Origin of the sequence: Anatilimnocola aquadivae (assembly GCF_049819085.1) — a bacterium.
In the GTDB taxonomy this organism is placed as follows: Bacteria; Planctomycetota; Planctomycetia; order Pirellulales; family Pirellulaceae; genus Anatilimnocola.
The window spans coordinates 1,707,259-1,727,596 of the sequence record NZ_CP187419.1 but is presented as its reverse complement, the minus strand read 5'-3'; the positions used below and the strand labels follow the sequence as shown (position 1 = coordinate 1,727,596).

The following is a 20,338-nucleotide window of genomic DNA, read 5'->3' as shown; positions in this document are numbered from 1 at the left end:
GCTCATCTGGCTCGGCGAAGAATCATCCAGGCGGTGGGTGCGACAACCAGCGACATGCCGAAGAGCGTTTGAAAATCGAAGCGTCGCTGCCAGATGATCGCTTCCAGCAGCATGACAATGGCGACCTGCGACAGGCCGATCACCGAAACTCGGGCAGCGGGGCCCGACGTGAATGCTTTGGTCAGCAGCAACTGTCCGGCGGTTGCCGAACCGCCCACGCCGAGCAGCAGCAACAACGTGCTCACGGTCACGGGGTTCGATGTCTCCCACGGGAAGACGAAGCACGCGACAACGCTCGCAATCAGTGCGACGCCCGAGAAGTGGGTGACGATTGCCCGCGGGTCGATGTCCTTGAGCTTGTGCAGGCCGATGAGGGCAATACCGCTGGTGAACGAGCTCAAGATGGCCGCGCCATAGGCCATCTGGCCGGCGAACTCTTGCGGCGGATGCATCAAGCACACGCCTGCGATGCTCAGCAAGATCGCCGCCCAAACTTCGAGCGAAGGAACTTCGCCCAGGATCGGCCAACTCAATACCGCTACCCACAGCGGATACATGTTGGTCATCACCAGCACTTCGGACACATTGCTGTGAGTCATCGCAAAGAACCCGCACAGCAGGCTCACGCTGCCAGCCAAGCTGCGCATCCAGAGTGTCGGTGGTCGAAGCACAACAAACGTCGCGCCGGCTCGATAGGCGAGAATCGCCGCAAACAACATCGCCAGTCCCGTGCGGCACATGGCGATGATCTGCCAGTTGCATTCTTCGGTAAGCGCTCGTGTGCAGATGGCCATGACCGAAAAGGCGGTTGCGCTCAGCAGCATCCAGGCATAAGGCAGGAACGGCGGGGGTTTCATTGCTTCCAAGATAACGAAAGCTGGCGAGTCTGATGGGGCAAGAAGCGAAAAAGGAGTGAGATCGGCGGATCTCACTCCTCATCGCAAGTCTGTTATCTGAAAACCGGCGAACTAAACGATTCGACGATCGAGGCCCATCCCCGGCGCCCGGAAGTCGACCAGCTTGTCGTTGACATCGGCATAGAAGTCGTCGGCTGTCGTGCCGCCGCGGAGTGAATCCTTCGAGCCATCATTGGCACCGAGCGAAGGAGTGAACAGACCGGCGGGAGTCGTTGCGACCCATTGAGCCAGCAGAGCGGTCAGGGCCGCGTCGTTGGCGTCACCTGCCAGGACGCTGGTCTCGTTCGTCAGGCTGCGACCGATGATCACATCGGCATCCGCTTCGCTACTAAGATTGTCGACGCCCGTGCCACCGACGAGCACATCGCGGCCCGCACCACCGACCAAGATGTCGTTGCCGGCGTTGCCAAGCAGCAGATCATCGCCGGTATCACCGGACAGTTCATCATCGCCGGCACCTCCATAGAGGCGATCGTTTCCTTCGCCGCCCACGAGGCGATCGTTGCCTGTGCCGCCAAAGGCGTAATCGTTTCCGGCAAACAGGCCGATCAGATCGTTCCCGCCGCCGCCGTAGGCGATGTCGTTACCTGCACCACCACTCAGCGTGTCGTTGCTGCCGACCGCAGCTGCTTCTTGGCCGGGCACATCGCCCCAGAGTTGATTTTCGCCGTCGCTGGCAATCAAGCGATCTTCGCCTAGGCCGCCAATGAGAATGTCGTTGCCGCGACTGGTCGCGATGTAGTCGTTGTCGTTGCCGCCATCGACGATGGCCGGAATAGCCGTATTGATAACCTGAATCTCATCGTCGCCATCTCCGCTGTTGATGCGAACTTCACCACCCGCGTTGCCATCGACCGGGTAGTTGTCGAAGGGTACGCCGTTCACGCTGATCTGCAAGACCGTATCACTAATCGCCCTGACAATGATCCGGTCGCCGTTCACGGTGCCCGTGGCGACCAGATCGCCATCGACGAGGGCAGCCGTTCCCGGAGGAACGATCGACCCTGCGGGCAGGTTCGCACTGCCCGGGAAGATCTGCAGCGTGTCGATGCCCATGCCGGGAATGAGGAAGTCAGGACGGCGATCGAGTTGATCGGCATAGAAGTCATCGTTGCCGGTACCACCGTAGATGACATCCACGGCGTTATCATTCACGCCCAGCACGGGCAAGAAGAGACCGAGCGGAGTCGCGCCAGACCAGGCCAGCAACAGGTTGCGATTCGAAGCATCATTAAAGTCGAGAGCTGTCGTGCTGACGTCGGTAATGATGCCGCGGCCAATTACCGTATCGTTGTCACTGCTGCCGTTGATTTGGTCGGCTCCGCCACTACCAATGAGCACGTCTCGGCCGCCGTTCCCAACGAGCACATCGTCGCCCGCGTTGCCGATCAGCAGATCGTCGCCCGCGTCGCCACCCAGTTCGTCGTTCCCTTCGCCGCCGTATAAGCGATCGTTACCGTTTTCACCCACCAGGCGATCGTTGCCAAAGCCACCCGAGGCGTAGTCTTCACCTTCACCAAGGCCAATCAGGTCGTCGCCACCGCCGCCGTAAGCAACATCGTTGCCGGCACCCGTGCTAATGACGTCGCGCGAGCCGGCGTTGATCAGTTGATCGTTCTGGTTGTCTCCCCACACCACGTCATCGCCGCCAGCAGTGATGAGCGAGTCTTCGCCCAGGCCGCCCGTGACGATATCGTTGCCGCTGCTCGTGGCAATGTAGTCGTTGCCGTCGTTGCCGTTGGCGATCACCGTTCGCTGGATGCTGAGAACTTCGATGTGGTCGTCGCCACTATCGCCATTGATGATGATCTGGCCGCCAGGCTGCAGGAATGGGCCAAAAGCCACGCCATTCACAGAGACCTTGAACAAGTCCGGTCCGGCGGGAGAGACAATGATGCGATCGGAGAGGACCGTGCCTTGAATCACGATGTCGGCACCGACCAGAGCGGCCGAACCGGGAGCGACGGGAGTATTGGGAGGGAGCGCGGCACTTCCCACAAAGACTTCGAGCGTATCGGGGCCCAGCCCCTGGTTGAAGTCGCCCAGGCTGTCGAATTGATCAGCATAGAACGCGTCACCACCGAAGCTGCCATAGAGCGCGTCGAAGGCAAAATCGTCGGGGCCAAGAACCGGGGTGAGGAGGGCAGCCGGTGTGGTGGCGACCCAAGTGGCGAGCGAGGCCGTCAAAGCGACGTCGCTGGCATCGCCGGCCGTTGTGCTCCCTTCGTTCGTCGTGCCGCGGCCGAGCAGCAAGTCGACATCGGATTCGCCATTGATGGCATCGGTGCCCAAGCCGCCGATGAGCACCTCGCGGCCGCTGCCGCCGACAAGCACATCATTGCCGGCATTGCCGACCAGCAAGTCATCGCCGAAGTAACCCGAGAGACCATCGTCTCCCTCGCCGCCATAAATGCGATCGTTGCCGAAACCGCCATCGATCAGGTCGTTGCCGAAACCACCAAAGGCGTAGTCATTGCCGCTGAACAGTCCGATCTTGTCGTGGCCGCCACCGCCGTAAGCAATGTCGTTGCCGCTACCGCCACTAATGGTGTCGTTGCCACCTGCGGCCAGTGCCTGCTGGTTTTGCACGTCGCCCCAAATGGTGTTGTTCCCTTCGGACGCAATCAGACGATCGTCCCCCAGGCCACCGATAATTACGTCGTCGCCCGCGCTCCCCGCGATATAGTCGTTGTCGTCACCACCGTTGATGTTCGTTGGCAGTGTGCTGTTGATGACCACGATGAAGTCGTTGCCCGTGTCTCCAGTCGCGATAATCGAGCCGGGAACGACAAACGGACCAAACACTTCGTTGTTGATGCGTGCCATCAGCAACCCAGCCGACGACTCGCTGATGATGATAAAGTCATCGCCCGCGGTGCCTTCGACCACGAGGTCGTTGCCGACGAGTGCGGCTTCGCCGGCCGCGAGTTGGCGCCGGTCTTCGAGAAACTCCAGCCGCAGTTGCTTGCGCCGCCGGTTGGAGTCGAGGCGAGAAGCGTCTCGACGGCGGGTCAAAGCCTTTGAACCCGAGAACAGCAAGCGAACCACGTTTTTCATAAATAGACTCCCCAAGGAGGCGAAGCAGGGTGCAACAACAGTGGAGGGAAACTCAGAGACCGGCTGCGTTTAAAGAACGATACAATCGCCCCAAATAGGGCAGAAATGTTAAATAGGATAAGCGGATGCTTCACCGAGTTTACAAGCGCGTCAATGATTCGCAACACTAACTGCTAAATTTTCATAGAAAAACTGGCATATCCAGAACCAGGCGACTTCTCTTGACCCGGATGGCTTGATTCCGCTATTCCCTTGCGTCGGAATTGCGGAACCTCGATTGCTTGCCAGCGGAATAGCCATGAAGACCCTTAAGTCATTACTGCTGATCGCCTTAACGTCTGTCGCTTGGCCTGCCTTGGCTGCCGCTCAGTTGCAATTGCTACCATTGCCGGGGCCAGCGGCGCCAGCAGAAACGCGTCCGGCGACTCCGCCGCTCCAGCCTTTTTCGCCTCCCAGCCAGGCGCCGACCAGCTTTCAACCCCTTCCAGCACGAAGCACTCCGGCGGTGGTCCCCGCGCAAGCGGTGGCGCCGGTCGGCAGTCCGCCAGCCGTGGTGGCAAATGCAGCGGCTGGCAATCAAGTTCCCGCCGTTCCGCCGGGAGTTGCCGAGACCGATCGAGCGTCAGTTCTAAAGCAACGGTTTCTTGGTCAGGCAGAGGGTGCCTGGGATCAAGTCGAACGCGTTTGGAAAATCGTCATCATCAGAAGTGCCAACGGTGATGGACTGGTGACCGTGGGTACTTTGGCCGGTGGCCTGGTACTAATGGGTTTTGGCTACATTGCCGCGGGGATGATCAGCCGCTGGATCGGGGCGAAACTGCTCTCACGGTTCGGCCTGAACCAGACAGCTCGCGCGCCGTTGCAATCGATCAGTTACTACGTCCTGCTCATCACCTTCGGCATGCTCACGCTGAACATTCTCAACGTGCCGATCACCGTTTTCAGTTTCGCCGGTGGTGCGTTGGCGGTGGGTGTTGGTTTTGGCAGTCAGAATATCGTCAACAACTTCATCAGCGGATTGATCCTGATTGCCGAGCGGCCCATTCGCGTCGGCGATGTGATTGAAATTGATGGCCGCATCGGTCGAGTAACCGAGATTGGTGCTCGCAGTACGCGATTGGCCACGGGCACCAATTTCGAGGTGATCGTTCCCAACAGCAAGTTCCTCGAGAATCAGGTGGTAAACTGGACGCTGAGCGACGACCGTATTTGCACCGATATCAAGGTCGGTGTCGCTTATGGTTCCCCACTGCGCGAAGTGGAACGGCTGCTTTTTCAAGCGGCCAACGAACATCCAGGCGTATTGAAGGATTGCGAAACCAGCGTTGTTTTTGAAGACTTCGCAGCCGACTCGCTCGTCTTCTGCTTGCGAATTTGGTTGAAGCTGTTGAGTTCGTCGAAGCGCGAAGTCGAGAGCGACATTCGATTCCGGATCGACGAGCTATTCTCGCAGGCAGGAATCGTGATAGCCTATCCGCAGCGCGATGTGCATTTGAACGTGATGCGGCCGCTCGAAGTACGAATGGCTCCGGATGCCGCGCGCGAATTCCGAAGGGTCGCCGCTTGAAGCTTCGCCGCACGCACCGATCAAAACGTCACGAGATGAAGGTCAAGCGACGAACCAAACCCGGAACCTCTCCGGGCACGATCGTCCCAGATCCTGCGCAACGAAAACCGCTCCTGCATGTGCTGGCCTATCAGGCCAATGGCACCGGTGTCGTCGACAACGATGTTCATGACTTGGGCGAGATCCCCAAGCTGCTCGCGACGCACGACGTGACCTGGATCAACGTCGACGGTCTCGGCGATGTCCAGACCCTCGAAAAGCTGGGCGACATGTTCAAGCTGCATCGCTTGGCACTCGAAGACGTTGTCAGTTTGCATCAGCGGGCCAAGATCGACGACTACAGCGATCACCTGTTTATCGTCATGCGAATGGCGAGCATTTCGGAGCGGGCCTACACCGAACAACTGAGCCTGTTCCTCGGCAAGAACTGGGTCCTCACCTTTCAAGGCGGCCCACCCGGCGACTCGTTCGATCGCGTCCGTCAACGCATTCGCGATCGCGCGGGAAAGATCTGTTTGCGCGGGCCCGACTACCTGGCCTACGCCCTGATCGATGCCGCCATCGATGCGTATTACCCCGTCCTTGAAGTCTATTCCGAGCGTTTGGATGAGTTGGAGGAGGACGTGCTCGATCGGCCCGATAAAGGGCTGATGGATGCGCTGCACATGGTGAAGGCCGACTTGCTCATGCTGCGGCGGGCGATCTGGCCGATGCGCGAAGCGGTGGCTTCCATCACCCGCGATGCGTCGGCGTTAATCACCGACGACACACGCGTCTACCTGCGCGACTGTTACGATCACGTTGTGCAAATTGTCGACCTGGTCGAAACTTATCGCGAACTGACCGCTGACCTGCGCGATCTGTATATGTCGGCGCTAAGCAACCGCATCAATGAAACGATGCGAGTGCTGACGATCATCAGCACCTTGTTCATTCCTCTGACGTTTATTGCCGGCATCTATGGCATGAACTTCGACTATGCTGAAGGGGCGATGCCACTGAACATGCCCGAACTTCATAGCCCTTATGGTTACGTCGTTTGCCTCGCGGTAATGGCGGTCCTGATTGCCGGTATGCTTGTGTACTTCTATCGTCAGGGTTGGATCTTTCCGAGTCTGCAACCCAAGTTGCACCAGCACCACCACGATCTCAAAAATCGGGCGGCAACCGAGCAGGCGCCATGAGCGAAACCTATCGCATTCGCCTCGACAAAGAGCATCATGTCTTTGCCGCTGCGCACTTCATTACGTTTGCTGGCGACATCTGCGAGCGATTGCACGGCCACAACTATCGCGTGGCAGTCGAGATCGCCGGCCCGCTCGATGATAACTCCTATGTCATCGACTTCATCGCCGCCCGCGACGAACTACGAGCCATCACCGACGAACTGGATCATCGGATGATCTTGCCCGATCGTCATCCGCTGATCAAAGTGGTACCCGACGACAAAGAAGTGCTCGTCACCTTCACGCCCGACGCTCGCCGCTGGATCTTTCCGCTCGGCGATTGCCTCATTTTGCCCGTTCCAAACACCACCGCCGAGTTACTTGCTCGCTGGATCGGCGAGCAACTGCGCACTCGCCTCGCCGCCCGCCTAGGCTGGCAAGTGCATTGGCTGCAGGTCGAAGTGGACGAAAACCACGGCCAGATCGGCATCTGCGAACTGACGTCCACGTAGTAATTGTTCACGCGGGAACTTGCTTCAGTAACCCGAGGCGTGAGCGAGGAGAGCGAAAGGGCTGCACAGAATTGATTTCTGTCGCAATTCGTTCGCAGGACAATCGCACTTCTCCTTTGCCTGCATCGACGTGAAATGCCGGAGCGAACGGTTGCATTTTCTATTTTCTCAGAAGTCGTGACCTAACTAGTCACTGAGGTAGATAGGATTATTTCTAGCCTAGATCTTTGAAATGTTGGTGGCAAATAAACGCGTATTCAGCGAAAAATTGTCCGCAGATCGTGTGCAGAAGTCACCCAGCAAATGACGCAAGCTCCGATACGCTCCACTGGGGGGTGTTCACAAACCTCGCCCGTCGCCTCGCTCGGATGTGCGTATTCCTCGGCAATGGCGCGGTTTTTCGGTTGGGCGGCGGGCCAGTTTGTGAACAAACGCAGACCAGTGACACCTGCCTTCACCCACTTATGATGAAAACAGGAACAACGCCCTAAGCCAAAGAATCTTCCAACTGCGTTTGCAGTTCGTACCAGCGGAGTTCGGTGTCGGCGAGTGACTTGGCCGCTTTCGCTTCCCGCTCGGCAAACAACACCGCCTGCACTCGATCCTCTGGCACCCCGGCCCACCGCGTCATCGCTCCATCCTCCACTTTCCAAGGGCGAGCAACCTAGCGCCCACCTGAATAAATCCACATGCCGTCTCGCTTCGGGTTTCCTGAAACGCCTCTCGTCCCTCGCTCCCACTTGCCGTAAACTAGCGATCTTTCACAAAACCCCACATCACCTCCCCTTGGAGCATCAGCAGCGATGGCACCCAAACCTCTCAACATCGGCATGATCGGCTACGGCTTCATGGGCCGGGCTCACAGCAACGGCTATAAGCGAGTCAACGACTTCTTCGACCTTCCTTATCGCCCGGTGCTCAAGGCTGTGTGTGCTCGCGACGCTGCCAAGGCTCAGGCATTTGCCGACCAATGGGGCTACGAGTCAGTCGAGACCGATTGGAAAAAATTGCTCGCCCGCAAGGACATCGACGCGGTCGATATCTGCACGCCGAACAACTTGCATAAAGAGATTTCGATTGCCGCCGCGCAAGCCGGCAAGATGATCTTGTGCGAAAAGCCGCTGGCCATGAACACGGCCGAAGGTGAAGAAATGTGCGCGGCGGTCGAGAAGGCCGGCGTCGCTAATATTGTCTGGTACAACTACCGCCGCATTCCGGCGGTCACGTACGCCAAGCAGATCATCGACAGCGGCAAGCTGGGCCGCATCTTTCACTATCGAGCCAACTTTTTGCAGGACTGGACGATCAACGCCGACCTGCCTCAAGGTGGCGCGGCTCTCTGGCGTCTCGATGCGGCCGCCGCTGGCAGCGGTGTGACGGGCGACTTGCTGGCCCACTGCATCGATACCGCGCTGTGGCTCAACGGCAGCATTAGCGATGTCACGGCGATGACCGAGACCTTTATCAAGGAACGGAAGCATCAGCTCACCGGCAAATCCGAGAAGGTTACCATCGACGACGCCTGTGCCTTCCTCTGCCATTTTCAGAACGGCTCGCTCGGTCTGTTCGAATCGACCCGCTATGCCCGCGGGCACAAGGCGCTCTATACGTTCGAAGTGAACGGCGAGAATGGCTCGCTGAAGTGGGACCTGCACGATTTGCATCGCCTGCAATGGTTCGACTACCGCGTCGAAGGTCCGCTGCGAGGCTGGGCCAGCATTCACGTGACCGATAGCGACCATCCCTATATGAGCAAGTGGTGGGTCCCCGGCCTGGCTATTGGCTATGAGCACAGCTTTGTACACCAGGTGAAGGACTTCATCGAAGGTCTCGGCAGCAGCAAGCCCGCCGGCCCAACCTTCCGCGATGCACTCGAAACCCAAAAGGTGTGCGACGCAGTTCTCGACAGCGCCAAGAGCGGCAGCTGGAAGAAGGTTTAGGTTCGTGGCGGCAGACCTCTTGGTCTGCCGAGTTGCTGGGTTGAGTTGCTGTTAAACGAACCGGCAGACCAGGAGGTCTGCCGCCACGCTACGAATTGCTCGGTAGCGACCCGAGCGACAAGAAGCGTTTTTCTGTTTGCTGAGCCATCGCAGGGAGCTAAAATCCCACTATGACACCACAATTCCAAAAGCTGAGGGAAGAAGCGAACCAGCTGTCGTCTCAAGAGCGACTTGCCTTGGCGAACGAGCTGTTTGAGAGCACCGACGGCAGTTTTGCCGAAGATGTAGCCGACGATCAACTGGTGTACTCGGAAGAGTTGGCTGCCGAAGTTCAGCGCCGAGAATCGGAACTCGATTCCGGCCTGGAGAAATCGATCCCCCACGAAGAAGCGATGCACCGAATGTTCGGTAAGCACGATGGCTAACGTGCAACTTGAATATCATCGGCTAGCCATCATCGAAGTGCGGAAGGCCAAACGCTGGTATCAGCGACGTAGTTTGAAAACCGGTGTGCGATTCGAAGAGGCGGTTCGACAGGGCCTTGCTGAAATCGCCGATAATCCCGATCACTGGCCGACGAACCCAGATGGCACTCGGTTCCGCCGACTAACCAGATTTCCGTACCTTATCATTTATCGCCAATTAGACGCACAGCGAGTACGAATCGTCGCAGTCGTTCACGGCAGACGACGTCATAGCTTTTGGTCTCGACGCAAATGAAGCGTTGCTCACGATGCGGGATTCAGCTTCAACCATTCCACCACGGCTAGCGCCGAGGCGGTGTTCGTCGCGAGTGGCACGTTGTGAACATCGCAAACCCGCATGAGTGCCGAAACATCGGGCTCGTGAGGTTGCGCGGTCAGGGGATCGCGAAAGAAGAAGACGGCGCGAATCTTCCCCTCTGCCACGCGGCCGCCGATGATCAAGTCGCCACCTGCGGGGCCGTGAGCGACCCGCTCGATCTCCAGACCGAGTTCATCGGCCAGCAAGCGGCCGGTGCTCCCCGTCGCGACGAGCTCGTTCGCCGCAAACAGGGCCTGATGTTGCCGCACAAACTCCAGCATCTGCGGCTTCTGCTGATCGTGAGCAATGAGTGCGATCATTCGGTGTAATTTCCTGCCACATGATGCCGCTGGGGATCGTCGATCGAAACTTTGCCGACCAGCCGATTGTCGACAATCATGTTGCCCTTGCCACCTGACACGATCAATGGCTGACTGCGACTCTCCGGCTTCAGGTCGTCGCGAATCAGGCAATCCGAAACGCGGCTGTCCGAGACGTTCTTCAGCATCAAGCCAGCGCCCTGGCAATCGAGCAACGTGCAATTGGTGATGTTCATGCGCCGGCAATCTTCGATCAGCAGGCCAGCGGCGCTGCTGATGGCGTGGTGCAGGTGCAGGCCGTTAATGGTGCAGTCGGTGCACTGCCGGATGACGCACGTGTTGTCGGCTTCGGTGGTGTAGCCATAGAGCGGGTTGCGTTCCAGCACGTTGTTGCCAATCACCAGCTGCGTGCAATTCTCGATATCGAGATTGTGCTTGTAACCTTGCCAAAAGGTGTTGCCGGTGATCGTCACGCCGCGAGCTTGCCGCAGTTCGATGTTGGTCTGCACATCGGAAAACACGTTGTCGGCAATCGTGATGTTCCCGCACTGAAACTTGATGTCTTCACCGTTCCTCGAAACAATGCCCGGCCCCAGCACGCGAATATTAGCCCCGTTCGGGCATTTCGCCCCATGCTGAATGGTGCAGCCCACGATGGCCACTTCGGCGACGCTGCCGCCGGTGGAATCGAGCAAGATATTCGCCGAGGTTCCTTGGTCGGCCATGTTGCCTTCGATATCACAGCCGCTGATGTGAATATTCCGCACATCGCCGCCGCGGTTGACGATGCCACCCTGTCGGCAATAGCTGATGTGGCTGGCACTGATGTTCGATTGATGCAAATTCACATGATCGTAATAAACGCCGATCCCGCTGTTCTCGTAAAAGTGACAGCCATCAATGAGGACGTTGCGATTGCGGTTCACCAGGCGCACCGCATGCCGCAAGTGACGAATCACCACGCCCCGCAGGCTGATCTGCATGGTGCCATTGGCTTCGATGCCATCACCAACCGTGGTATCGTCCGGCGTCTTCGGACCGATGATCTCCAAATCGCGCACCAGCGGCGTGCGCTCGTTTTGCCAGACTCCCGGCTTCACCGATTCCGGCGCTGCGGTGCCGCCGTGGGTGCCAACAAATCTTAAAGCGGGCCCTTCGCCCACCATCTTCAGCGTGGCGACACCTTGGCCATCCAGCGATGTGAAGCCCACTCGGGCGAGATCGATCGTCACGGTCTTCTTCAACAAGTAGATGCCTGCTGGCAGCACGATCGCGCCTGTCGAGCGATCGACGGCTCGCTGCAGTGCTGGTGAATCATCAGTCTGACCATCTCCAGATAATCCAAACGGACGATCCACAGGCGGCTTGGTCGCAGGCGGTTGATGTGCGGCGCTGATTAGCGCCCAACCTGATCCCAAAATGAGCAACGAAACCAGCGCGCACGCGCTCCATAAGTGGCGCGAAAACGTCAACGACTTAAGCATGGCGATCACTTTCTCCTGTGTGGGAGAGGTTAGTCATCATTTCGAGACGCGTGAATATTTCTCAGAAACGTAGGCACGTACTTCGCATACGCTAGGCGCCCGACTATCATTATCCAAACTGTGTAATCGGCAAAGTCGGTGCCTTTACTCGCTAGCAACTTGATTTACCTGTGGTCGGGCTTCTTTCGATGAGGCAGTCACCTTGTCGGCCTGGCTTGAGCAATGCGTGGAGGATGTGGAATGTCTCGAGTTCATGGATTGGCCCTTGCTTGGGCCGCGGTTTTTGTCGCTGGAGGCCTGCTCGTCGCAGCCCCGGCACAAGCCGGCCGCCGGCATCACGGTTGCGCACCTTCTTGTGCGCCAGCCTGTGCCCCCGCTGCCGATTGTGCTGCAGCAGCCCCTGCCCCTGCACCAGAACCAATCACCGTCACCAAGACGATCATGGTTCCGCAGACGGTGTACGAAACAATGACGGTTCCTGTGACGGTCTACAAGCCCGTCACCAAAACCAAGATGGTCACCGTCTATCGCAACGTGCCACAAACGCGCGAAGTGAAGCGAATGGTCACCGAGTACGCCCAAGTTCCGAAGACCCGTACCGAAACGTACGTCTCGGTAACTCCCACGTGGAAAGAAGTGACCAAGGACGTGACCGTGATGGTCAATTCGGTCGAAGCTCGTGAAGGTGTGCGCCGCGTCTGCAAGCCAGTCATGGCCACCGAAACTCGCACCGTGTGCAAAGACATGGGTGCCTACGAATGCCGCAGCTATGTCGATTGCTGCGGTTGCACTCGCACCTGCAAGGTATGGGTCCCGAACGTGGTTCAAGAACAAGTGGAAGTTCAAGTTTGCAAGCACCAGGTTTCGGAAGAGGCCTACACTTACAACGTGAACGTCTGCAAGCCAGTCGCTCAAACCAAGACCTTCAAGGTTTGCGAAATGGTCCGCGAGAACAAGACTCGTGAAGTCAACTTCACCGAGTGCCAGGCCAATCAGGTCGAAAAGACCTTCACCGAAACCTACTGCGAACGCGTTGCCGAGCAGAAGGAAGTCTCCTACACCGTTTGCGAAGCTGTCACCGAACAACGCGAAGTTCGCGTTGCCAAGTGCGTGATGCAGCCAAAGGAAGTGACCTACACTTACTATCCTCAAATGAACGGTGCCGGTTGCGCCCCAGCTTGCCGCTAAGGCAGCTCGGTTGCCGATAAGTCAACCAGCCTGCTGAGGATCAGCAGTCGTCAGGCAGATACAAATTGAGCCGGAAAGCAGCGGACGCTTTCCGGCTCTATTTGTTTCTTGGTGCCGTAAACGCACCCTGCACACGGGGGTGCACGTCAGTGATTGTTGCTGTCAGGCAGCCGTTTCGAGGTTGGTGGTACGGGTGAAGGGGGAGCCGGGGCGGGTGGCGAGGTAGTGGGTCAGGCGGTCGTCTTCGCTGAGAGCTGCGGCGCGGATTTGGAGGATGGCTTCGGCGCCAGCAGGATCGTTCCAGAACATTTCGCTTCCCTTTACACGATAGTTGACCTCCTTCACCAGGGATTCCATGAGAGCACTGGTGACGGGCAGTCCGGCGCGGCGATAGGCGGGGTAGTTCATCCGGGAGAGGTTGTTGGTCAGATAGCGGGCTGCGTCGATCACGGCTTGGCGTGGATCGGAGCCTTCTAACTCATCGTCCTCGATTCCCTGTTCGCGCAACCAGGCTTTGAGCGCCGCGATGACTTCCAGCGTGCGGCCTTGCCAACAAGCGGTGGCGAGGCGGAGGTAGCAAGACCAGACTTCCGCCGGATCGCCGTGCACGGCGAGCGCGGCGGGATACAGATAACCGAGCGCGTGAATAAAATCGAGGATCGGCACGAAATCGGCGAAGTGAGTCTGCTGCAGCGTCCAGTTCCAGGCTTGTCCGTCGCCGAGGAAGGCACGTTTCGGTGCGGCGAAGAATTGCCGTCGTTGCGCTTCGCGCTCCATCTGCGGACCGAATTCTTCAGAACAGACCAGGCTGCTCAGGCAAGTGCGGAGCAGTCGCTGCGGTCGATAGTCAACGCGATGGTTTTGGTCGTTTGCGGCCGCCGTGGCAGCCAACTGAGCGATGGCAACGACTTCCGAAAGCGGCTCTTTCTCCGCTAATTCCGCCACTTTTTGCGGATCGAGAAACGCTGCCGGAAGTTCTGGATGCGGATCGTCGGCGAAGGTCTGAGAAGTCATTCGCACGAGACAGGCGTTCTTCGTTTCACGCCAACGGGGTTCGTGCACACCGGGGCCCTGCTCGCTCGCACGCGTGTGAATCCGGCCGCCATCGCACTGCACCACGGCTAACTGCGGAGGTGCTTCGGGAACGCGGTGCTCGGCTTCGTTGTCGAGCGTCCCGTTGCGCTGCGCCGCGAGTTCACGGCCCACATCACCGGCCACACGCTCGATCGTCTTGGCCGACAACTGGTTCCCCGCGATCTTGTCGAGCGCGATCGCCGCCCGCTCGAACGAACGAGTCTCTGCTGCCGCGTGCACGACCCGCGCGAGCAGGCCCGGGGTCAACTGCCGCGCGGTCAGCCCGAGTGCTTCACGCTGAGGGAAAAAAAGCTCGCCGACAGCGAGCACAGTAAGCCCGGGCCTCGAACAGGTCGAGCGGACCATCCACCGAGCCGACTGTGCGCGTCGCACCCTCCACCGAACCGTGCCGCCCACAACCGGGACACATCGCCTGCTGCGGACTCTCCGCCACCAACTCCCGCGCCTCACGCGTCTGAATCTCCCGGCTGAGCGCCCGACCCACCTCATGGGCCGCCATCTCAATCCGCGAAAAATGCGGAACCTGCGGCTCCCCGGCCGCAGCCCGTTGCACCCGCGCCAGCGCCGCCGCCGTCTCCGCCAACTCCCGAAGCTGACGATCTAATTTCTCGCGCAACCCTTCGGCTTCACCTTCCATGGCAGCCTCCCTCGATAACCCAAGACTCACCTAAACCCCCACGCCCTCACCAGCTAAAACCACAACCGGGCAATTCTCCTATTGACCTTTCCACCAACCTAACCAACTCAACAAATGCTGACGTGCACCCTGCACACGGGGCGGCGCGGAATCACCCTTGCGAGGCTGCCTTAATTTCTCTACAGATACGCCGCGTTTGTCCCGACGGGGCCAGGGTGCGCCTGCGCACAGCCCGGAAAGATCGTTTGGGGAAAGATGCCAGCAGCGAGTTTCGCCAGCAAGCGAGGCGAAACTGCAGTGAGTGATCTGTCCTGTTTCCTGCAAGGGAATTGAGCTAATGCGTCAGCTACCATCACCGGCGAAGTTGGTTCGAATCACAGGCCTTCGGCTCGTGGGTTGCGTGGCCTGCTGGATGCTCGTCGCTAGCACACCGCTGCTCGCACAGGGCCCAGCGATGAACGGCCCAGCAAATTTTCCGCCGCCTCAACAGCCCGGTTATGGCCAGCCTGCATTGCCACCGGGCGCTTATCCGCCGGCGGCGAATCCTGAGCAGATCAACCTGGCACTCAACCCCAATGGTGCTCCGCCTCCACCGGCGGCGGGGCCACAACAGCCTCAGCAGTTGGTGGCCGATGTGCAAATCCTGGGCATCGCGCAAACCAAAGAACACACGGTGCAGAAGTACCTGCACACGCGGAAGGATCGTGAGTTCGATCCGGAGCTAGTGCAGAGCGATGTTCGCCGGCTGGTGACATCCGGGCTATTTCGCGATGTGCGCACCTACACGCGGCAAGTTCCTGCGGGTGTGGTGGTGATTTATGAAATCTTCGAACGTCCGCGCATCAAGTACATCAAGCACATCGGCAACCGCAACGTCGGCGAGAAGAAACTGCTCAAAGAGCACGGCCTGAAAGTGGGCGATGCGCTCAATTCGTACAGCGCGGAAGAAGGTCGCCGGAAGATCGAAGAGCTTTATCAAAAAGAGGGACATCCCAAGGCACAGGTAACCGTGATGGAAGGGGACAAGCCGACCGATCAGGGGCTGGTCTATTACATCAACGAAGGCAACCTGGAGCGGATCGAAACCGTGGTCTTTCGCGGCAACACCGTGGCCAGCGATGCCCGCCTGAAGACGCAGATCGAATCGAAGCCAGGCTTCATGTGGTACTTCTTCGGCGGCAAGCTGAGTCGCGCCAAGCTCGATTCGGACAGCGAAAAGCTGACTTCTTACTATCGTCGGCTCGGTTACTTCCGGGCTCGTGTGGGACGCGAACTGGAACTCGACGAATCGGGCAAATGGGTGACGGTGCGGTTTGTGATCGACGAAGGCCCACGTTACACCGTGCGTAGCGTGAAGATCGAAGGAACTGAAAAGTTCCCGGCAGAACCGCTGCTCGGCTTCATGGATATCAAGCCCGGCGAGTACTTCCATCAAGACAAGATGAACAAGGACGTCAATACGCTGGTCGATCTGTACGGCAGTAAGGGCTATGTGTTTGCCGATGTGCAAGCCGATCCTCGCTTTCTCGAAGAGCCGGGCCAGTTGGATCTGGTGTACCGAGTGAAGGAAGGCGAAGTCTTCTACGTCGGCGACATCAACGTCCACGTTGGCGGCGAGTTTCCGCACACGCGTGATTCGGTCGTGCTGAACCGAGCCGGCAATATCCGCCCCGGTGATCTGGCCGACATGCGCGAGATTCGCAACTGGGAACGCCGGCTCAAGTCTTCGCAGTTGTTCGAAACAAATCCTCAGGAAGGGGAAGCACCGAAAGTGGTGCTGGGCACGCCCACGATCGGTGCGAGCACTTCGATCGCCAAGGGAAGCAGCGGTCAGCCGACGATTCGTGGTCAATCGCCCGAGAGCGATGCTCGGAATTTGCTGTGGCCCGCCTCGCAACCAAGCGACAACGCGCCGCGGAACCTGGTGCCAAATCCCCATGCTCGACAATTGCCGCCGATGCGCGGGCAGCAAGGACCATACTCGCTGCAAATGCCGGGCGAACATGCCCCGCAGCCGTATGCTCAGCCAGCCGCTCAACAGCCGCTGCAGTCGTATCCGCAGCAGCAGCCGTACGTTCAGCAGCAATATTCGTCGGCAACTGGTCAGGCCCAGTACGCAACTCCGAATCAGTCAAATTCTGCACCGAATTGGCGCTGACTTGAATTGCAGATTCCCCTAAAGTTCGCGCCGATTCACCAGACCGACATCTGAGGAAAGCTTCACTGATGACCCTCTCGCTGCACCGCCGAATGCTCTGGACCCAGCTGGTTCGAGCGATTGCGCTGGCCTGCGTGAGTGCGTTCAACTGGGGCATCGGAATCGAGAACTCGTTCGGGCAGTACCAGAACTATCCACCTGCCCAGAACGTGAATCCCTATCTGGCTCCCCAGCAGGCACCTCCGCCTGACTATTCCCAGCAGAACTATCCACAACAGACTCCACAGCCTGCGTATTCGCAGCCCAGCTATGGTCAGCCCACCTACGGGGCACCGAACTATCCCGCGCCGCAGCCTGCCGCAGTGAATCCAAATCCGTACCTGCAGGCAAATGGCCCCACAACCGCCTATCAGCCTGGTGCGTTTGGTCCTCCGCCTTTGCCACCGGGCGCGAATGTCTCGGGCCAGCCAATGATCAATCCGAACGGCACTCCGTTCAATCCTCCCTCGGTCATGCCGGGCGCGCCAGATTATTTGCAGCCACCGCCGAACACGACTCCGCTCGATGTGTTTGTCGAAGAGACTCGCACCGGTCGCTTCATGTTTGGTGTCGCGGTGAATAGCGACGCCGGTGTTACAGGTCAGATCACGATTGACGAACGGAACTTCGACTATGCTCGCCCGGCTACTAGCTGGGAAGACTTCGCCAACGGCACTGCCTGGCGTGGTGCGGGCCAAGGTTTCCGTTTGGAAGCTCAGCCGGGTAGCCAGGTGCAGCGGTACTTGATCAGCTTCACCGAACCGTACTTCATGAACAGCAACGTGAGCTTTAGTGCGAGTGCGTTCTACTTTGATCGCGGTTACTACGACTACTCGGAATCTCGCTACGGTGGCCGTTTGGCTTGGGGCTATCGTCTGACGCCCGATATGTCGATCACCGGTGCCTTGCGGGCCGAGAATGTGAACATCTTCAATCCACGCGTGAACACGGTGCAGGAATTGAACGATGCGTTGGGGAAGAGCGACCTCTTCACCGGCAAGGTTTCGCTGACGCACGATACTCGCGACCTGCCCTTCATGCCGACCGAAGGTCACATGATTGAACTGTCGTACGAGCAGGCTTTTGGTTCGTTCGATTTCCCTCGTGGCGAAGTCAGTTGGTACCAGTACTTCATGCTGCACGAACGGCCAGACGGTTCGGGGCGCCATACGATTGCCGTCAGCAGTCGCCTCGGCTTTAGTGGTTCGCAAACACCGATTTACGAAAACTACTTTGCGGGTGGCTTCTCGACGATGCGTGGCTTTAGCTTCCGTGGTGCATCGCCGATCGAAAACGGCGTTCGCGTCGGTGGTGAGTTCCAGTTCCTCAACAGCGTCGAGTACTTCTTCCCGCTCACCGCTGATGACATGGTCAAGGGAACCGTGTTCTGCGACTTTGGTACCGTCGAGCGCGATATCGCGGTCCGGCCAGACAACTTCCGCGTTGCTCCGGGTTTTGGTCTGCGAATCAATGTTCCTGCCCTGGGTCCAGCTCCGCTGGCTCTCGACTTTGCCTTTCCGGTGGCCTCGGCCACGGGCGACGACGAACAAATCTTCAGTTTCTTCTTTGGCCTGTCTCGGCAGTAACGAAACATCGCATCACCCAAAAGTATCTGCTCTGCCGTCACAGACGTTACGACCGGATCGATCTGACGATTCGGTCAGAAAGCGCACTTACGCCAAGTCAATCTCCCAGGTTTGAGATTTCCCTGGCGAGACGTAGAGTTTCGCGGTCTTGTAGTTCCCGTTGTAGTTGCAGCCAGCCTGCCGGCTGCGCAATGCGAAACAAACTCCCATGCCTGGTGCGACCTCGATTTTGCTTGTCGACGATGATTCCGCAATCCTGCGGCTCCTCGCTCGTTGGCTCGAGCAAGCTGGATACAAAGTCGCCACTGCCTGCGACGGCTACGAAGCCAAACTGGCTATCGAGCGCGAGTGCCCGCACGTCGTCATCACCGATTGGGAGATGCCCCATGTCGATGGCCTAGAGCTTTGCCGCTGGGTCCGTACCCAAGACCTGCCTCACTATGTCTACATGCTGTTCTTGACAGTGCGCGGTGGTCTGAATGATCTCGTCCGCGGTTTAGAGTCAGGCGCAGATGATTTTTTGAAGAAGCCGATCGACAAAGACGAACTGCTGGCGCGTATGCGTTCAGCCCGCCGCGTCTTGGAACTGGAAGAGCGACTGGGCGTGCTCGCGCGGTCCGATTCGTTGACCGGTCTCGCCTCGCGCCGCACCTTCTTCGAGATGCTGGGCCGCGAATGGAGCCGATCGCAGCGGCATCGCATCCCGCTCTCGTGCGTGATGGTCGATATCGACTACTTCAAGCGTGTCAACGATATGCACGGACATGCCGCTGGCGATGAAGTGCTGCGCCGCGTGGCCGATTGCTTGAGTGCCGGCTGTCGCACCAGCGATGTCGTCAGTCGTCACGGCGGCGAAGAGTTCTGTCTGCTGTTGCCTGAAACAACGGAATACAATGCGGAACTGTGGGCTGAGCGAATGCGGCAGAAGCTGGCGGCTCTGACGGTCGATGTCGGCGGCCAGATACTCAAGATTACCGCCAGCTTGGGGATCGCCCAGCGGATGAACGATACGACGACTCCCGAGCAACTCGTCGACATGGCCGATCAAGCCCTGATCGTGGCGAAACGCTCGGGACGCGACCGCGTGGTGACCTTCTCGTCGCTTTCGCAGGCCACTCCGCGACCTACGAGTAGTTCCAGCCCTGCCATGATGTTGCAGGATGTGTCCGCGCGGCAAGTAATGACTACGCTGGTTGCTGGACTCGATCAGACCGATACCGTCGATGTGGCCTCTCGTTACTTTCTGCGCTTTCGCATCGCGATCGCCGCGGTGGTCGATCACGATGGCAAACTCGTGGGCGTCCTCTCCGAGAAAGACGTCATGGCTGCCATGCTGCTGCCGGAATGGTGGAAACTGCGAATCCAGGATGTCATGAAAGCCAATGTCGTCTGCTACGAGGAAGAAACCCCCGCACTAACGATCTACGAGTTTCTTTGCCGCGTAACCTTGCGGGCCGCAGTCATCGTCAAGCAAGGTCAACCGACCGGACTGATTACCCGTGGCAGCCTGCTACGGTTCTTCACCAACACGCTGAATGTGGGAAGCGAAAGTGGCGGCCTCGAACAGTACGAAACCATTCGGCCTCATGAAGTGACCACCACTGACGATATTCGGCGCCGCGTGTTGCAAATCGTGCGAGCCGTCAACGACGAAGCGATCGACTTACGCGAACGACTCGACCTCGCCACCGATGACCTGGTGCCTTGCCTCGTCGGCGGAGCATCGCGCGTTCAAGAGTTGGCAAACGATCTGCTGGCTTGCTCACGCGCCGTGAGTGAGAGAACCGAACCCAATGTGCAGGGCGTGCTGCTGGGTTAGAACGCAACTCGAAGCACTCGGGCTGAGTACAATACGGGCGAAGGATTCTGCCCTGATATTGCCCGGAGCT

General features: G+C 58.6%; 17 protein-coding genes. 10 read left to right on the top strand and 7 right to left on the bottom strand.

Features of this window, described 5'->3' with window-relative positions:
• Positions 1 to 2: 2 nt before the first annotated feature.
• Positions 3 to 857 carry a DMT family transporter gene (locus NA78x_RS06905; RefSeq protein WP_425617699.1) on the bottom strand — a complete coding sequence of 285 codons (855 nt, stop codon included), beginning with the start codon at positions 855 to 857 and terminating at the stop codon, positions 3 to 5.
• Positions 858 to 968: 111 nt separating this feature from the next.
• Positions 969 to 3,974 (bottom strand): calcium-binding protein, encoded by a 3,006-nt coding sequence (locus NA78x_RS06900; protein WP_425617698.1) that lies wholly within the window; start codon positions 3,972 to 3,974, stop codon positions 969 to 971.
• 298 nt (positions 3,975 to 4,272) lie between these two features.
• On the opposite strand from NA78x_RS06900, the gene NA78x_RS06895 reads away from it, so the two are divergent.
• The 3 genes from NA78x_RS06895 to NA78x_RS06885 are packed head-to-tail and all read left to right on the top strand — an operon-like array spanning position 4,273 to position 7,219.
• On the top strand, positions 4,273 to 5,541 hold the full coding sequence (locus tag NA78x_RS06895) for a mechanosensitive ion channel domain-containing protein (RefSeq protein ID WP_425617697.1): 1,269 nt from the start codon (positions 4,273 to 4,275) through the stop codon (positions 5,539 to 5,541).
• 35 nt (positions 5,542 to 5,576) lie between these two features.
• Positions 5,577 to 6,725, top strand: a complete 1,149-nt coding sequence (corA, locus tag NA78x_RS06890; protein ID WP_425617696.1) for a magnesium/cobalt transporter CorA — start codon at positions 5,577 to 5,579, stop codon at positions 6,723 to 6,725.
• The gene (locus NA78x_RS06885; protein WP_425617695.1) at positions 6,722 to 7,219 is read left to right on the top strand and encodes a 6-pyruvoyl trahydropterin synthase family protein; all 498 of its coding nucleotides are present in this window, start codon (positions 6,722 to 6,724) and stop codon (positions 7,217 to 7,219) included. The genes corA and NA78x_RS06885 overlap by 4 nt, the downstream gene beginning before the upstream one ends.
• Before the next feature lie 487 nt (positions 7,220 to 7,706).
• Here the strand turns inward: NA78x_RS06885 and NA78x_RS06880 are convergent, their stop codons facing one another.
• A complete protein-coding gene (locus NA78x_RS06880) occupies positions 7,707 to 7,850 on the bottom strand; it encodes a hypothetical protein (protein ID WP_425617694.1) in 144 nt (47 codons plus the stop codon).
• A 172-nt stretch (positions 7,851 to 8,022) separates the two neighbouring features.
• On the opposite strand from NA78x_RS06880, the gene NA78x_RS06875 reads away from it, so the two are divergent.
• The 3 genes from NA78x_RS06875 to NA78x_RS06865 all read left to right on the top strand — a co-directional run bounded on the left by NA78x_RS06875 (position 8,023) and on the right by NA78x_RS06865 (position 9,879).
• Positions 8,023 to 9,159, top strand: a complete 1,137-nt coding sequence (locus NA78x_RS06875; RefSeq protein WP_425617693.1) for a Gfo/Idh/MocA family protein — start codon at positions 8,023 to 8,025, stop codon at positions 9,157 to 9,159.
• Between the two features lie 170 nt (positions 9,160 to 9,329).
• The gene (locus NA78x_RS06870) at positions 9,330 to 9,584 is read left to right on the top strand and encodes an addiction module protein (RefSeq protein WP_425617692.1); all 255 of its coding nucleotides are present in this window, start codon (positions 9,330 to 9,332) and stop codon (positions 9,582 to 9,584) included.
• Positions 9,577 to 9,879: a type II toxin-antitoxin system RelE/ParE family toxin gene (locus NA78x_RS06865; RefSeq protein WP_425617691.1), complete on the top strand. Its 303-nt coding sequence runs from the start codon at positions 9,577 to 9,579 to the stop codon at positions 9,877 to 9,879. The genes NA78x_RS06870 and NA78x_RS06865 overlap by 8 nt, the downstream gene beginning before the upstream one ends.
• An 8-nt stretch (positions 9,880 to 9,887) precedes the next feature.
• On the opposite strand, the gene NA78x_RS06860 is transcribed toward NA78x_RS06865, so the two are convergent.
• Together NA78x_RS06860 and NA78x_RS06855 are read right to left on the bottom strand one after the other, a co-directional pair.
• A complete protein-coding gene (locus NA78x_RS06860) occupies positions 9,888 to 10,262 on the bottom strand; it encodes a methylglyoxal synthase (RefSeq protein WP_425617690.1) in 375 nt (124 codons plus the stop codon).
• On the bottom strand, positions 10,259 to 11,620 hold the full coding sequence (locus NA78x_RS06855; protein WP_425617689.1) for a right-handed parallel beta-helix repeat-containing protein: 1,362 nt from the start codon (positions 11,618 to 11,620) through the stop codon (positions 10,259 to 10,261). The genes NA78x_RS06860 and NA78x_RS06855 overlap by 4 nt, the downstream gene beginning before the upstream one ends.
• Before the next feature lie 366 nt (positions 11,621 to 11,986).
• Between NA78x_RS06855 and NA78x_RS06850 the strand changes: the two genes are divergently transcribed.
• Positions 11,987 to 12,934: a hypothetical protein gene (locus NA78x_RS06850; RefSeq protein WP_425617688.1), complete on the top strand. Its 948-nt coding sequence runs from the start codon at positions 11,987 to 11,989 to the stop codon at positions 12,932 to 12,934.
• Between the two features lie 162 nt (positions 12,935 to 13,096).
• Here the strand turns inward: NA78x_RS06850 and NA78x_RS06845 are convergent, their stop codons facing one another.
• The gene (locus tag NA78x_RS06845; RefSeq protein ID WP_425617687.1) at positions 13,097 to 14,338 is read right to left on the bottom strand and encodes a hypothetical protein; all 1,242 of its coding nucleotides are present in this window, start codon (positions 14,336 to 14,338) and stop codon (positions 13,097 to 13,099) included.
• A complete protein-coding gene (locus NA78x_RS06840) occupies positions 14,301 to 14,666 on the bottom strand; it encodes a hypothetical protein (protein ID WP_425617686.1) in 366 nt (121 codons plus the stop codon). Before NA78x_RS06840 ends, NA78x_RS06845 begins: the two co-directional genes overlap by 38 nt.
• A 337-nt stretch (positions 14,667 to 15,003) precedes the next feature.
• Here NA78x_RS06840 and NA78x_RS06835 point away from each other — a divergent pair, with 337 nt between their 5' ends.
• From NA78x_RS06835 to NA78x_RS06825, 3 genes are all read left to right on the top strand, one after another.
• Positions 15,004 to 16,824, top strand: coding sequence for a POTRA domain-containing protein (locus tag NA78x_RS06835; RefSeq protein WP_425617685.1), 1,821 nt, complete (start codon positions 15,004 to 15,006; stop codon positions 16,822 to 16,824).
• A gap of 68 nt (positions 16,825 to 16,892) precedes the next feature.
• Positions 16,893 to 18,449, top strand: coding sequence for a BamA/TamA family outer membrane protein (locus NA78x_RS06830; RefSeq protein ID WP_425617684.1), 1,557 nt, complete (start codon positions 16,893 to 16,895; stop codon positions 18,447 to 18,449).
• Between the two features lie 208 nt (positions 18,450 to 18,657).
• Positions 18,658 to 20,268: a diguanylate cyclase gene (locus NA78x_RS06825; RefSeq protein WP_425617683.1), complete on the top strand. Its 1,611-nt coding sequence runs from the start codon at positions 18,658 to 18,660 to the stop codon at positions 20,266 to 20,268.
• Positions 20,269 to 20,338: the final 70 nt, after the last annotated feature.